Below are 15647 nucleotides of genomic sequence, written 5' to 3' on the forward strand. Positions count from 1 at the left end.
TTCCACTGCTGCGACGTGCCAGCACAGAAGAAACGTTTTTTTATTTGGCTGTTAATGACGTTCCTGTTTTAGGTGTAAATAATTGCGGTGTGATCGTATAAACGACAACTACTACCACGGCAGTCACCACAGCGGTTGCTAAGCCTGAGGCACTGTTCATTACAAGCGAGTACAGCCACGGCTTCATCCCCCACTGGGCATAAGAGCCCCAAAAGACCCATCCGGCAATAAAGTGCCAAATATATCGCGCCAGCGCGCCGACAAATGCCCCTTGGATCAAGGTTACTTTGACCTTGGTGGTTTTTCCTTCAGAAATCGCCTGCTTCAACTTCCAAGCATACAGCCCCGCAAAACCGGCAAATGTAAATGCGATCGGATATTCGATCAAAACTTGGATCACACTAAGATACCACACTTTGCCCAAAGGAAAATGCAGCAGCCCCCAGATCGCGCCTGCTGCCAGACCTGGTTTCCATCCTCGCCGCAAAGCAAAGATCGTCAATGGGATCTGTCCTAACGAAATCGAAAAACTGGCTCCTATATCTAGCGGGATCATCGATAAAACCATCGCCAACGCCGCGATGATCGTTCCTTCCACCCAGATCCTGATCGTTTTGTTCATAAAAAAGCTCCTCCTTTTAGAACCGTCACAATTCACAAAGGAGAAGCATCATCTACTTCTAGCTCCGTCACAATTCCTACGTTCGAATGATCGAAACAGGTACGAAGGGTTTAGAGTTTCCTCAATCTCAGCCCGAATGGACTCCCCTTTGTGAGCGCGTTCTATTTAATTTTTGATACGAACCAAGAATACCACATTTTTGGGAAAATGGAAGGGATTTGTTTGGTTGAGTGGGTTTTATAACCCTAGTATATTTCTTCTATGTTTCACGTGTAACTTTCTCTTTAAGAACCACGATATGAAAATAACCACTGAGCAGCCTTGATTAACTAGTCCAGATGCCTACCATACTATGATTCTGATTCAAATCATAGTTGGATCTTCTATGTTGTATTTTTTTATCAACTTGACGATCTGCACCCCACAACTCCCAAAAATCACAACACAGCCTACCAAGATCCACATGAGCATTTTAGGCGAAATAGCCATGACTGTGGGGGTAACTAGTGAAAAGACTGCTGTACATCCGCGTACTAAACCATAAGAAAAACCAGTCATCGATGCACGAGTATGCATTGGATAAAAAAGTTGGCTCCATGTTTTATAAAGAGATTCTCCGCATAAAACAGTGGACATGGAATAAAAAATATAGGCTACTGCAAAAATAAGCCACTGTTTCGTAAAGATCCCCGCTACTACAAAGGAAACAAACGCGACAAAAATACCAATATACATCATTGGATACCGTCGTTTAGTATCAGCTATTTTTAAATACCACACATTAACTAAAAAACATAAAATATTAGCAAGTAATGCAATCAATGATGCGGTAGCAACAGTTTTTCCCGAGACTGTTACGAGAAAATAATTGATAAATGAACCCCAAGTATTTGCTGGAAGATTCCATGCTAAATAAAAAAGTGTCAGCAGTAGGATTGAAACTACATATTTACGTTCTTTGAACAACGTACGCAGAGGGATCTTTTCTTGTGAATAAATCTGGTCCTTCTGTTGTTTAGCAGCAAGTTCTTCTTCGATATTTTTAAAAGAAGAAGAAAACATGCGAACAGTCCAATTAATAAAGGCAATGACTGCTATCACTCCAAAAATCACAAATGTAGCATGATTACCTAATCCTCCTGTCAGAGAACCGATCAATTGTGACAGCAAGATACCAATCGTCCAAAAAAGCTGAGTACCCGCAATTGCTTTTCCATAATCATCTTTTGTCATTCGTTCAGAAATCACCGCAAGTGATGTGGGTAAATCTGCTCCGGAGGCAAACCCTGCAATAACAACGCCTATAAGAATCATTGGAAGTGACTGGGCAAGAGCTAAAATCACCGAACCGAGCGCTACGAAAAAGATATCTACATTGAAGACACGCACACGACCAAATTTATCAGATAACCATCCGCCGGCAAACGACCCAAGGGCAACAGCCGCTGTTAAAAGGGTCGATATCAATCCAACGATCCACGGATTAAGAGAAAACTTCGCGGTCCATAATGGCAACGCGACACCTGTAGAGACTAGCAGAGCGGAGTCTAGGTAAGACGCAATCCCTGCAACGACAACTAATGGCAGAGAAGAAGAATCCTGAAATTTACTTTTCAAAAAATTCATCGTATATCCCTCCGATTTTTAGCTTAGATACTTAGGTATCAAATAAGCCGGCGTACATGACCAAGCATGACAATATGAAGAAACAATCGGACTTCCATAAGGAGAAAAGTCTTGTTCTTCGGGTTTGAAGGCTTCCCAGAAAGTATCTGCTCCTAGAGAAATCATCTTTCCCCAATAATCTTTCATCAATTGAACTGCCTCTTCTTGAAGATCAGCCACAAAAAGTGCTTCAACGATATGGTGATACATATACGGCGTTGCAATGCCAGTAATTGGGAACTGCGTACGGATCATTTCCTGCATGATTTTTTTGTTTTCTTCCGGCGTCATTACCTCGGCAAGCACCATCCATACTTGACTTGCTGTGTTTATCTCGCCATTTTCTTCCACGATAAACTGCCCAGCTGCTTTATCAAATAACGTTTGGCGTGAAAAAGCAATCATGCGATCAAGCAAATCGCGATATTCTGGGAGCTCTTCCTCGCCCATTTTTTCAGCAAGGGAAATGAAGCGTTTAAGACTGTAAATAAACACAGCTTGACCTGCTGTCTCTTTATTAAATTCATTTGACCAATCAATAAACACTGGATAATCTTCTGTAAGTTGCAATCGTCCTTCTGAATCTACTAAATTTTTCGCATAATCTATTTGTTTCTTCGCTACACTGTACAAATCTTCCAGTACACCGGTATCTCCTGTATGTTCAACAAAATCCGAAAGTATTGCTGCAAAAAACAGACTGTAATCAAATAAAAACGTATCATCAGGTATCAAATTAGGAGCAGTAAAAACATTTGCCGGGATCTTCCCTTCATCTGTTGTCATTCCGCCAAAAAGATATAAGCAGCGTTTCACCAAAGAAAGATCATTAAATGTATAGTAGTTTGCTAATGCTTGGAGACGCAGATCCCCAATCCATAAACGGCGATCCCGCTTCGGTCCATCTTCAAATACTTCCTGCATACAGTCCAGCAATGTTTTCACTGAAGTGTCGTAAATTGTTTTTAGTTCTTCATCGGTAATATCGAATTCTGGAAGCTGCGACATGGACACACAACTTTCAGCAAGAAATTCAGGATTAGAAAATGACGCTTTCCATTTAGGAGAAGAATCAATTACTGTAAGTTCGATATATCGGCATGAGTACCGCCGAGGTAATTCTAGGACTGCCGGAAGAACGTCAATATGAACATATTCTTCCTGAATCCACGAACGTGACAACCAACCATCATAATCGGCAGCATTTGCCGGAAGCTCAGCGGGTACTTCTGCGAATTTCATCTTCAAGTATAATGGAGCATCCATGGGAGAACCAACAGAATCGATAGAAATATTGAATGTTCCCACATAATGATTCCCCAGATCTAAAATCAGTGATTCATCACGTCCCAATGTTTGTTCAGGAAGCTTCTCGATCGATTGGCTGCTTGGTACAACCTTGTAACCATTCAAGTATTGGTCATCTTTTTCCACTATTCCTAATGCGATTGGTTTGACCAATGTTTTCAAAATCTTAGGTGTATTAGTGATCGCCTTTTTTAAAAGTTTTTCATCATGATTCCATACTACATCATTGTTGATTTGGAAAGTAAATGCCATTTTTTCCACCCTTTTCTTTTAATAAAAAGCCCGCCAGCCGTAGCTTTTGGGCTATTTGTGTTCTATACATTGCTTGTGTGAGAAACGGGAGCTTCTTCTACGTCAGTTTCAGAGGTTCCGTATTTTTTTTGAAGGTTGATCATGATCATTCCGGAAATAAAGGCCAGCACAACGATTCCTGCAAAACCGTACATCGAAGTGGTAATGCGACCTGGAGCCACCAAGAATGGGGTTACAAAAGCAAAGAGACCGCAGCATAACCGTGAAAAACCATTGATGAATCCTTGCATTGAAGCACGAGCTTCAACCGGAAACGACTCTTGGGTCCATACTTTATACATTGCTTCGCCAGCAAGTGGATTCCCAAAATTATAAAAGGCGATCGTAATTGCCAAAGCAATGAAGCCAGCTCCACCGCCTAAAAGTGCCATACCCATCATGGCTGCAAACTGAACAAGTGCCCCGATGACGAACGCTTTATTACGGTATTTCCCACCAGCTACTGATGAAAATGCAATCGTTGTAATCAACGAAACAACATTTAGTACGATTCCTAAACCTGTTGCTTGTGCTTGTGATGCGCCAGCATTAGTTAATGCATAGGTTTGGAATTGTCCCCAAGTATTGGCTAACAGATTCCAGCAGACATAAAAGACTAAAATAACTGCAAACATACCAGCATATTTATTTTTATTTTTACCAAAAAGGACAGTACGGAAATTGACATTTTTCACATCTTCCGCATGAGTGGCTTGCTGTTCCATATTACGATGTTCAGCTGCTTCATGAAACGCTGCGAATTTCTTAGAAAGTGTGCGCCATGCCCATGTGAATACCGCGAACGTAAAGAGGATCGCCATAACAATGCGAGCACCAAGTACACCTTGAATCCCTGACAATAAGAATGAACAAATGTAAGAAATAAAAACACCGATTTGCCAATAAATTTGTGTAGATGATACTAATTTAGCCGAAGTTGTTTCATCAGGTGAATCTGTTGAGACAACTGTAAGTGAGATTGGCAAATCTGCGCCAGAAGCAAAGCCCATTATGATTGCTCCAATCAGCAGCATGACGAATGAATTTGACAACATGCACAGTCCAGCACCAATTGCATAGAATAAGTTCAACCAATTAAATGATTTATATAATCCAAAACCTTTTGTGATATACCCGGCTAATAAGGACCCAAACGCGATCGCGAAAGTCAAGCCCCCTGATACTATTCCCACCTGTCCGGCAGACATATCCAAACCATTAGCCCATACCGGAATCGTAGCAGACAATCCAACAATACAACCAGATCCTAGCATTGATCCAATGCCGGCAGCTGTAGCTAAAGGACGGTATTCTTTTACTAAGTTTGACGAATCTTTTGCCATTTCCTATTTCCTCCTAATTTCTCTATAAAATTATCAGTTAACTAAAAGCGGTATCACATAGCTGTTCTCCTTGTGTAAAACCCTTTCACAACTAACAAAATATATGATAGTCGCTAGAAAGCATTTTCGCTATAGCAAAACAACAGTCTTTTCTTATCCAAATTACAGATTGGTTGCATACAAAAAAGCAGATGCTTTTTAAGCATCTGCTCGTTTTCTGTATTCTTTAGGTGTTTCTTTTGTAAATTTCGCAAACAGTTTATACAAAGACGGGACCGACTGAAAACCAATCTCAAATGAAATTTCTTCTAACGATTTATCTGATTCCCGTATCAATTCACATGCGTATTCATAGCGTTTCTGGTTAACTATTTCCTGAAAAGAATAGCCAAAACTTTGTTTCAATTTGTTCGATATATAATTGGGATTATAGCCAAAATGCTTGGATAAATCCGCCAAAGTCAATGTTGTAAAATTTATATCGATATACTGCAATATATGAAGCAGTTGGGCGTCTGAAGCTCGAAAATCTTCTAGGTTTTCTTCTTCTAAATGACGTGTCAACTCAATCAGTAAAAGAGACAACATCAAATTCAAGGCCCGCTCATAAAATTTTTCTTTTTTAAAGTATTCAATCAATATACGTTCCAACAATGACTGGACCTCTGCTACCCCTCCACATTGAAAATGAATAAAGGCGTTATGTTCACTATTCTTCTTGGAAGCATTCAATATAAATTCATTAACTAAACTATTCGCCTTCACCATATTCGTCAATAACTCTGTGGTGATCGAATCGTCTTTAAGAAGAATATTGATAAGAATATCTTCATACCCTATTGGATCAATACGTTGCACGATATCTTTATCAATCAATAACAACTCGCCTTGCTTTAGGGTGATTTTTTCATCATTGATGTATTGTGTGCATTGACCAGAAAGCATATAGTTGAACTCAACAAATTCATGAGTATGTGCCGGCATAGCAGAATACCGATGATGTTTATTGATAAATATATTTCCTTCTTTGAAAAAATTCTTACTTGGCATTTTAGGAACTAAGACTTTGTTAAAGGGAAGATGCTGATCGTTTATATTGATTCCTTCCAAACGTTGAATACGTTCGATCTCTGTTTCTTTAAAAAACAGTTCTTTTAATTCTTCAAAATCCATAAAACCTCTCTTCTTTCCAATTCTAATTCGTCGACAGAATCAGAAATGACTGTGCTTTTTATCGCTTAGATTCTCGTTTTTACCTATGACTCTTATGTACTCGACTAACAAACATCATAACTTATATGACGTTTAAGTTTTATAATAAATATAAAATCTCACTCGGAATTATACTCCTACGTATGACGATTATCCGTTGATAAAAAAGCTATTTTACAATATATATCATAAATCCGCTCTTTCTGAAACAAAGTATCTACAAAATTTAATTATCTTTTTCCTGTTCTCGTTCTTTTTCAAGGCGTTTGAGCTTTTGTTCTCGCAAATACAGTTCGGAATTTGCTCCTCGATTAAACGAATCCCCGTTCAAAAAGGACAGATTTCTAAAAATGGCAGCGATCTTTTTTAGTATGTTTTTCATGCTGTTTCGCCTCCTGTAGATAGAATTGATACTTATATTGTAGCATTTTTGTTATTTGTATAATCATAAAAACAATTAATATAGCATTAAAAAAAATAATTAGTTATATATCATTTTAGTATTAACATCAAATTTACATTCCACTATTTTTAGATTTTGACTCACGATCGACGCTGCCGGGTGTTCCCATGCCGATCCCATTTACATTCCACTATTTTAGATTCATTCCCCAATATAAAAATACCCCTATTTATCAACGAAATGCAAGCCCTTTCTGTCGGCCGATTGTATTTGCTTCGCCCATTGTGACAAATTTCCGCTAACTCCTAATAAAAACCGCTCCATATAAGTATTTTTACCATCTGTCGATACCTCGTAAAACGACTCGAATCAGTGGTCGACAGACAATTCGCTCTATTGGATTTTTCCAACTGAACAACAATTTTTTGAACACCGAGCCGGCACAAAAATTCCTTGATCCCAACAAAAAAATAACGACCTCATACACATCGCTGTCATACAGCGTTATGTATAAGATCGCTATGATCCGCCAACTTCTCTGATCAATGCAGATAAGTCAGTAATGTTTCTACATGTTTTTCCAACAATGCTTCATCAAAAGCAGCATCTTTGCGGGTCCCTGCCAATTTCAATGATGATGTTTCCGCTCCTTTTGTTGTAAAATAGCGGGCGGTTTCAGGATATGATTTTCCTGCTTTTGTTTCTGTCAGTTCTGTATCTGTCAATCCTTCTAAAAAGACCACCTTCTTCTTTCCTTCCAGGTAATCTTCCAGTAATTGAAGTCCATACCCGTTTGTCGCGCCGCCGTCAAAAAAGACAAATGCCAATGCAGGATTTTTTTTCGCTAAAGACAACGCGGCCAAGATCGCCGCTGAATTTTGTGAAAAGTTGACCCGATTGGGGATGCCACTGCGATAGCGGGCGATGAAGAAAAAGACACCTGCTAACAAAATAAGTGCTAATACACCCCAAAGACTGACAAAACCATGCGCTTGGATGCTTGGTACTAGTTGCCAAAAAAGTATAGCCGCTATGACTGTCAGCAAAATAGCCGGCAGTATTTGAATAAATTGCTGAGAAGCAGTCGGCAAATGAAAGGGACGCTTCTTGATCAGTCCGAATGTTTTTGCTGGTGTTTCGTAAGACACAGCAATGATTTGTTTGGCCTTTTTGAAATCACCAGCGTAGAGATTGTAATAAACCTGCCGTTCGTTTTTTCCTAAACGCAGATAGCTTTTGGTAGTGTCTACGGCATAGCCCAGTTCCTGAAAGTCTTTGGTTAACGACCGTAAAAATGCGATTTTTTGTTTTTCCGTGAATCGTTTGCCTAGAATCACTCCATAACGCAGCGGCCAATCCTGCAATTGTGTCATCTATTGTACCTCCTGCAAGTAGTCAATGACCGTTTGCAATGTAGGACCTTCTGCAATCAGGTTCAGCTTTTCTTTTTGATCTGAGGCAGGACGCGTAAAGCTGCTGTCAGGGATCAAAAAGACACCCATCCCCGCGCGGGTCGCTGCCGTGGCCCCTGTAATGGAGTCCTCGACAGCCGCCGCTTCTGTCGGCATTAAATCTGCTTTAGACAATGCGGTCAGATAAACCGTTGGCGCTGGTTTGTGATCCATGATCTCATCTCCAAACGTCATTGCGTCAAAATAATCCGCCAGCTTGAAATGTTCCAATAAATCTGTCGCACGTTTTTTGACAGTCGACGTTGCCAGACCGACAGTCAGCCCTCGCTCTTTACAAAATTCCAACGTTTCTTTGGCAAATGGTTTTGCCTGTAATTCTCCGTTGGCTAATTGATGATAAATGAATTCTTCGCGTTTTGCGCGAAGTTCCGCGACCTTTTCTTTTCCTGCAATGGATGCGATGTAGTCGGCGGTCTGCAACCAGCTTCTGCCGCCCCAAGAATCGACTTCTTTTTCTGAGATCGGCAACCCGTATTGATCGAAGGTCCATAGCCAACCGTCCCGATAGGTTTTCTCCGTGTCTACTAACAATCCATCTAAGTCAAAAATGACGCCTTTTATCATCTGATATCCTACTTTCTAATATTCATCTTCGTCTTCTGCTTCAGCAGTCAACAGTTCTGCTACCGGATTTTGGATTCCTTCTCTGCCGGTATTTTCAGCAAGTGCTGCCAATTCCTCTAAAGCCATATCCGTCACACGCATAGCCGAGATCTCTAAAACCATCGGCAAGTTGAAACCGGTGATCACACGATAATTATACCCTTCTTGCGTCAATTCTTGTAGGGACATCATGGCTGCATTATAAGGAGAAGCGCCATATAGATCGACAAAAACCAGTACTCCTTGTCCTTGATCCAGTTTTTTGATTTTTTCCGCGACATCTTTTTTGAAGACTTCATAATCTTGCCCGGCAACTAAAGAAGAAAAATCCGTGTTTTCTGGTTCGCCGGTGATCAATGCCATACTGTCTAAAATGCCTTCTGCCATTTTTCCGTGGCTTACTAATAATAATCCGATCATGATTTTTACTCCTTATTTAAATTCTTTCGCCGCATCTGCTAATGATACTTTTTTCGAAGACGGGATCGCTTGGAAATAAACATCTACATCATAGTCATCATGTAATTCTTGCAATAGCTTCAACTGTTCTTCATTGATAGAAACTTCTTTGATGATCGGTGTCAGACCTGGACGCTGAGGCAGTCCACCAAGATTCAATTCTTTGATAGGTACGCCGCCTTTGATGATTTTTGCCATCACTTCGATGCTTTTTGTTAAAAGAATAACACTGTAATCATCGTATTGCCGATCATTCCAATAACGGACCGCACCGTCTTCTTTTAAGACCCGTACCTTCAATCCAGTCCGGCCGCCTGCTCCTAAAATGATGTTTTTGGTAAATGCGTCATGAGCAGAAGGATCGTCTGCCACAAAGATCGCGTTGGCTCCTGCTGATTTTGATAGATTAGTCATAACTTGTCCGTGGATCAAACGAGCGTCCACCCGTGCGATTACTACTTTTCCCATAATAAAACCTCCAAATGCTTTTCTTTTAGTATAACGCTTTCTTTACAAAATACCTACTGCTGCCAACAGACCTAAGATCACGGTCAGTCCGATCAATGCCCGAGTAACGTTCATTCCCTTCTTCACAAAGAAGAAATAAACTGCGGCTACTGTAACTAACGGCAAGATCCCCGGCATGATCTGATCCAGCATATCTTGAATGACAAATTCTTTTCCTGATAAGGAGAATTTCAGAGAGGAAGACACTTTGACATAGTTTGCCGCTAAGATCCCCATCATGAACAGACCCAAAATCGATAACCCTTCGATGATCCCTTCCATTTTTGAACCAACGATCTCAGAAGCGGCTGTCCGCCCCATTTTGAAGCCTAAGTTTGCAAAATAATATCCAAGGAACAATTGATAGATCACAAATGCAAAGAATGGGAACAATGCGCCTAATGGATTGCCGCTTTGCGCCCAAGGCAATGCGATCGCGATAAAAATATATTGTACGGTCCCAGAATCGATAGAATCACCGATTCCTGCTAAAGCCCCCATCAAACCAGATTTGGTATTGTAGATCAAATCGTCGTCAATCGTGATCGGTGCGTCGTGATAAACTTCTTGCGCTCTGGCTTGTTCCAAGGAAGCCATGATCCCAGTCAATGTACCGCCGCCCCATGTGATCTGAGTGTTGAAGAACAACAAATGCCGTTGGTAAGCTTCTCCAAGATCTTTTTTATCTTTATAGAGTTTTTTCAAGATCGGCATCAACGCCCACATAAGAGAAGGAGCCAAATATTTATCAAAAGTATGTGGGATCTCGTTAGCGAAATACCAGCGAAGCCAAGCAATTCCGATATCTTTTTTTGTGATTTCTTCCGGCTGAAGATCCACACTTGTTTGCACAACTTTATTCATTTTATTTCCTCCTTTTAATAGTCGTCATCGTCTTCATCGAAGGTGCTGCCGCCATTTAACATCCCGCCCATATTTGCTAAAGCTGATGAAGCGGATTCATTTTTCGCTAAGATGTAAACAAAGGCGATCAACGCGCCGACGATCGCGTAAGTTACCATCGTGATGTTCAATTCTTTTAGCATCGTTGCCATAAAATAAGCGATCAGGAAGAAGGCGATATAGTTTTTCTTACCGATAACATATACCGTCACCGCGATCCCGATTGCTGCCAAACCGCCGCCAATTACTTCTAAAACGTGGAAAACGATACTACCGGAATTGGAAGAAACCACGTCTGCGATCACTGGGGCACCAAAGTAAAGTGCGACAAACATGAACGGAACAAAGATCACAAAAGCGACAATGATCGGAATAATGATAATTGCAGTAGTCAACCCGCGATCGTTTGCTTCCGCCGCGTATTTCTCACCATACTTCTGCATAACGAATGTATTGATGAAGAAACGGAATTGATATAAATAAGCCCCTAACAGTCCAACTGGTACCGCGATCCCGATAGCGGCTTCCGGTTTCATATTCCCCATCAACGCCACAGGTACTGCGATCGCTGCGGCAATCGCCGGTTCCGACGGCATTTGTCCACCGGGAGAGAAAACACCCATATAGATCAATTGGATGGCTGCTACGATGACCATTGCATCAGCAACTCGCCCAAACACGATCCCCACCACTAAACCTGTGACCATCGGTGTAAAACGCAGTGTCGTTGTAGCTCCGCCAAAAAACGAACGTGACATAACCAAAGCAACCCAGATCGCGATCGCTAATGCTTGAAAAACCGTAATTTCTGACATATTTTGACCCCTCCTATTTTTTAGATGTCGCGTGTCCGCCAAATTCATTTCTAAGTGCAGCCACGACTTTGCCGGTAAATGTATCATCTTCTAATGAACGATAGCGCATCATCAATGAAGTCGCGATCACCGGCATTGGTACTTGTCGTTTCAATGCTTCTTCAACCGTCCAGCGTCCTTCGCCGGAAGAATACATAATACCTTTGATACTTTCTAGCTGATTGTCTTTGCGAAAAGCATTCGCAGCCAATTCCATCAGCCAACTGCGGACCACTGAGCCATGGTTCCACATTTCCGCCACTTTTTCGTTATCATAATCATACGGACTGTGCATCAACAGATCAAAGCCTTCACCGATCGCTTGCATCATGCCGTATTCGATCCCGTTGTGGACCATTTTCAGATAATGGCCGCTGCCGGCAGGTCCGGTATAAAGATAGCCATTAGGTGCCGCGATTTTTTCAAACAATGGTTCGATCGTAGAGAAAACCTCGCTTGGACCACCGATCATAAAGTTGCCGCCTTTCAGCGCCCCTTCCATTCCCCCTGATGAGCCGACATCAAAAAAGTGAATGCCTTTCTTCGCCAGTTCTCTGCTGTTTTTGACCGAATCTTCGTAAAACGAGTTGCCGCCGTCGATCAGAATATCTCCTGCTTCTAAATATCTGCTAAGAGCTTGCAAAGTTTCCTGTGTAGGCGCCCCTGCTGGGATCATCGTCCAGACGATCTTAGGTGTCGGCAATTTAGCCACTAAATCTGCCAGATCCTTTGCGGCTTCAGCACCGAATTTTACCGCTTCATTGACGGCTTCTTCTGAGACATCGTACGCTGCTACTTCAATTTGATGATCCAACATATTTTTAGTCAGATGCAAACCCATTTTTCCCAAACCGATCATGCCGATTTTCATTGTGTCTCCCCCTTTTGTTTTTGAATACGTTTACATTATATGTAATTTTTTTACAAATTACAATAGTTTTTTTGTAATATTTTTTACATAAAAAAATTTGTTTTCTTGAAAAATAGTGGTATGATAGCGTTACCAAGACAAATTGGGAGGTAGAAAAATGAGTACCACATTCCGCAGCCGCATTCGAAGTTATTATGAGGATTTAAGTAAAGGCGACCAGCGTCTAGCCGACTTTCTTTTAGAGAACTCTAAAGAAGCCAGTCGCTATTCTATACAAGAACTTGCTGAAAATACTGGATTATCAACAGCTACAATTTCTCGATTCGCAAAAAAAGTCGGCTACCGCAATTTCCAAGAACTAAAATTGACACTCAATCAGGTTAGTGATGAAACAAATGATTTTTTCCTGTCCCTCAACGATAACGACGATTATTTAACGATCGCCGAAAAAACCTGTCAGATCAATATCCATTCCATCCAAGCAACTCAAGCGATGCTCACTGAAAAAGATTTACAAAAGACCATCGACATATTGCTTGGATCAACCACTTGCGGTTTTTTCGGGATGGGAGGATCCGCAGTAGTAGCGTTGAATGCATACCATAAATTTTTACGGATGCCGATCCATTGCTTCCACCATGAAGATTTCCATATTCAACTGATGCAGGCGGCGAAAATGACAGCTAAAGATTGCGCATTCGTGATTTCCCACACCGGACGCAACAAAGACACGATGGAATTGATCAATGTATTAAAGAAAAACGACGTGCCGATCATCGGCATCACCAGCTACGCCGGTTCACCGCTGGCACAAGCCAGTGATATCGCTTTGATCTCTATTTCCGAAGAGACCTTTTATCGACCTGAAGCAATCTCTTCTGTCGTTTCCCAACTGAGTATCATCGACACGCTTTTTCTGATTTATGGCATCAAAATGAAAACCAAAGCACAAAAATCCATTGATAAAGTTCGGGAAATCATTCAGGAGACCCGACTGTGAAGAATCTCCTTGAAACGCTAAAAACTCCGAGATCTGATTTGATCTCGGAGTTTTTTGTGTTTTATATTTTGCCGATCCGAACTTCGTAAGGTTTCAAGGTTAGCTGTGCCGGAATCTCCCCTTGATTTTCGACATCAGTCAGTGCTTGATTCAATTCGATAGTTTGTTCTGTCTCAGAAAAATTCATCAAGAAAATATAGCTGTCATTTTTGTCGTAACGTATCTGGATAGAAACTGCTGGTGAACCATTTTTCACCAACGGATTTTTCAGCCCTAATGTTTCAATGATTCCCTGATAAAATTCCCGCAGAAAATCAATAGCAGTCCGCGCCGCTAAATAATAAGTTTGCCCATTGCCGAACTTTTTACCCACGACTGCCGGAGTACCTGCGTAAAATTCCTGCTGATAATTTCCTAGGATCTCAGCGTCTTTTACCGAAAGAATCGCAGAATAATCCTTTGTCGCAAATTCTTTATCTTGAAATGTAATCATATTGTGCTCGTCTTCATACAATGTATCCAATTCTAAGACATCTATTCCAAAGAGCTCCTGCAGTTTTTTGGGCAATCCGCCTAGATACAATAAATCTGTTTCATTCACCATACCGGTAAAATAGCTGGAAATCAAGGTGCCGCCGTTTGTCGTATAGGCTTGCAGCTTGTCCATCGTAGCTTCTGTCATCAGATAAAGCATCGGTGCGATCAATAGATCATATTTAGAAAAATCCTGGTCTACTGTAATGATATCTACCGGTATATCATTTTCCCAAAATACAGCATAATGTTCCTGTAAAGTTTGCGGATAACGACGTGTCGGTCTGCCAAAGCCGCCGCCTCGCTTCAATGCCCAATTACTTTCCCAATCAAATAAAATCGCGACTTTCGTTTTTTTGATCGTCCCCTTGATTTCATTGAGCTTGGCTAAACGTCGACCGTACTCAGCGACTTCACGAAAGACTCTGTTGTTAGTGGAACCATCGTGACCGACTACGGCACCATGGAATTTTTCCGAGTTGCCTCGCGATTGGCGCCATTGGAAATACAACGTGCTGTCAGAACCATGAGCGATCTGCTGCATGGAACTCAGGATGTGGACACCTGGTCGTTTCGACTTGTTGAACTGATCCCAGTTGACCACACTGGGCGTGGATTCCATCACGAGAAACGGCTGCTGTTTCAAAGACCAATACTGATCGTGAACATAGGCTGATTTCATTGCCGTTTCAGCAATCGTTTCATAGTTATTGTTCCAATCGGGATAGCTGTCCCAGCTGACGATATCAACGTATTTAGAAAACTTGCCATAATCGATCCCTTCTAACGGAATAAAGTCGTGATTAGCTTGTCCTTCTGCCATAAAATTTGTGGTGACTGGCACATCCGGCGTTATTTCCCGCAACGGTTCGATTTCTGCTTGATAAAAATCGATCGTCATATCAGTGACGAATCGTTTCCAATCTAGATCCATCCCATGAACCTTGTGTTCTCCTAGCGGTGACGGTGGTAAAACCTGCCGCCAGTCAGAATAAGTACTGCCCCAAAAGCTCATCAGCCATGCTTGATTGATAGCTTCCAAACTCCCGTACTTTTTCTTCAGCCATTTGCGCCAATTTTCTTGGCAATAATCACAGAAACATTCGCCGGAGTATTCATTGGAAACATGCCACATAGAAAGTGCCGGATGTTTGCCGTAACGCTCCGCTAATTTCCGATTGATCTCTTGGACTTTTGCCCGGTAGATAGGCGAAGAATAGCAATGGTTGTGGCGAAAGCCATGGACGTGCTTTTGTCCCAAAGCATCGGTCCGATTCACTTCAGGATAATGCTGGCTTAACCATTGAGGACGTCCACCGCTAGGAGTGGCTAAGATCACGTTCCCGTCGAATGCCGCAACTTGATCGAAAATATCATCCAACCAGTCAAAATGATATTCGCCTTCACGAGGCTCTAACGCGCTCCACGCAAAGACACCTAGCGTTACCGTATTGATATTGGCTTGCTTCATCAGCTGGATGTCTTTTTGCAAGATCTCCGGATAATCCAGCCACTGATCAGGATTATAGTCTCCACCGTGTAAAAAACGGCGGTCTAGATCAAATCTTACCATTTTCAAATTCTTCCTTTCAATTCATTA

Annotated in this window: 15 protein-coding genes and 1 riboswitch; of the genes, 1 reads left to right on the forward strand and 14 read right to left on the reverse strand. The window is 41.5% G+C overall.

Going from position 1 to position 15647, the window contains the following annotated elements:
• Positions 1 to 40 precede the first annotated feature (40 nt).
• From thiT to gnd, 13 genes are all read right to left on the reverse strand, one after another.
• Positions 41 to 622, reverse strand: coding sequence for an energy-coupled thiamine transporter ThiT (gene thiT, locus EFB00_RS05530; RefSeq protein WP_122645884.1), 582 nt, complete (start codon positions 620 to 622; stop codon positions 41 to 43).
• Between the two features lie 56 nt (positions 623 to 678).
• Positions 679 to 780: riboswitch (TPP riboswitch) on the reverse strand.
• Between the two features lie 205 nt (positions 781 to 985).
• Positions 986 to 2248: an MFS transporter gene (locus tag EFB00_RS05535; protein WP_122645885.1), complete on the reverse strand. Its 1263-nt coding sequence runs from the start codon at positions 2246 to 2248 to the stop codon at positions 986 to 988.
• A gap of 18 nt (positions 2249 to 2266) precedes the next feature.
• Positions 2267 to 3847 (reverse strand): alpha-L-rhamnosidase-related protein, encoded by a 1581-nt coding sequence (locus tag EFB00_RS05540; protein WP_122645886.1) that lies wholly within the window; start codon positions 3845 to 3847, stop codon positions 2267 to 2269.
• Between the two features lie 62 nt (positions 3848 to 3909).
• Positions 3910 to 5229, reverse strand: a complete 1320-nt coding sequence (locus tag EFB00_RS05545; RefSeq protein WP_122645887.1) for an MFS transporter — start codon at positions 5227 to 5229, stop codon at positions 3910 to 3912.
• Between the two features lie 198 nt (positions 5230 to 5427).
• Positions 5428 to 6402, reverse strand: a complete 975-nt coding sequence (locus EFB00_RS05550) for an AraC family transcriptional regulator (RefSeq protein WP_122645888.1) — start codon at positions 6400 to 6402, stop codon at positions 5428 to 5430.
• A gap of 265 nt (positions 6403 to 6667) precedes the next feature.
• A complete protein-coding gene (locus tag EFB00_RS13425; RefSeq protein ID WP_164709432.1) occupies positions 6668 to 6823 on the reverse strand; it encodes a hypothetical protein in 156 nt (51 codons plus the stop codon).
• Positions 6824 to 7386: 563 nt separating this feature from the next.
• Positions 7387 to 8217 carry a hypothetical protein gene (locus EFB00_RS05555; RefSeq protein ID WP_122645889.1) on the reverse strand — a complete coding sequence of 277 codons (831 nt, stop codon included), beginning with the start codon at positions 8215 to 8217 and terminating at the stop codon, positions 7387 to 7389.
• The gene (locus EFB00_RS05560) at positions 8218 to 8877 is read right to left on the reverse strand and encodes an HAD family hydrolase (protein WP_122647049.1); all 660 of its coding nucleotides are present in this window, start codon (positions 8875 to 8877) and stop codon (positions 8218 to 8220) included.
• A gap of 18 nt (positions 8878 to 8895) precedes the next feature.
• Entirely contained in the window at positions 8896 to 9339 is a 444-nt protein-coding gene (locus EFB00_RS05565; RefSeq protein ID WP_122645890.1) for a PTS sugar transporter subunit IIA, read from the reverse strand.
• 12 nt (positions 9340 to 9351) lie between these two features.
• Complete coding sequence (locus EFB00_RS05570; RefSeq protein WP_122645891.1) at positions 9352 to 9846, reverse strand: PTS sugar transporter subunit IIB; 495 nt, start codon at positions 9844 to 9846, stop codon at positions 9352 to 9354.
• A gap of 42 nt (positions 9847 to 9888) precedes the next feature.
• The gene (locus EFB00_RS05575) at positions 9889 to 10749 is read right to left on the reverse strand and encodes a PTS system mannose/fructose/sorbose family transporter subunit IID (RefSeq protein ID WP_122645892.1); all 861 of its coding nucleotides are present in this window, start codon (positions 10747 to 10749) and stop codon (positions 9889 to 9891) included.
• Positions 10750 to 10763: 14 nt separating this feature from the next.
• The gene (locus EFB00_RS05580; protein WP_122645893.1) at positions 10764 to 11603 is read right to left on the reverse strand and encodes a PTS mannose/fructose/sorbose/N-acetylgalactosamine transporter subunit IIC; all 840 of its coding nucleotides are present in this window, start codon (positions 11601 to 11603) and stop codon (positions 10764 to 10766) included.
• Between the two features lie 13 nt (positions 11604 to 11616).
• Positions 11617 to 12513: a phosphogluconate dehydrogenase (NAD(+)-dependent, decarboxylating) gene (gene gnd / locus EFB00_RS05585; protein WP_122645894.1), complete on the reverse strand. Its 897-nt coding sequence runs from the start codon at positions 12511 to 12513 to the stop codon at positions 11617 to 11619.
• A gap of 157 nt (positions 12514 to 12670) precedes the next feature.
• Here gnd and EFB00_RS05590 point away from each other — a divergent pair, with 157 nt between their 5' ends.
• Positions 12671 to 13513, forward strand: a complete 843-nt coding sequence (locus EFB00_RS05590) for a MurR/RpiR family transcriptional regulator (RefSeq protein WP_122645895.1) — start codon at positions 12671 to 12673, stop codon at positions 13511 to 13513.
• Positions 13514 to 13574: 61 nt separating this feature from the next.
• Here EFB00_RS05590 and EFB00_RS05595 read toward each other — a convergent pair whose 3' ends face one another.
• Positions 13575 to 15620: a beta-galactosidase gene (locus EFB00_RS05595; protein WP_122645896.1), complete on the reverse strand. Its 2046-nt coding sequence runs from the start codon at positions 15618 to 15620 to the stop codon at positions 13575 to 13577.
• Positions 15621 to 15647: the final 27 nt, after the last annotated feature.

This window comes from Enterococcus mediterraneensis (genome assembly GCF_900604485.1).
GTDB lineage: Bacteria > Bacillota > Bacilli > Lactobacillales > Enterococcaceae > Enterococcus_C > Enterococcus_C mediterraneensis.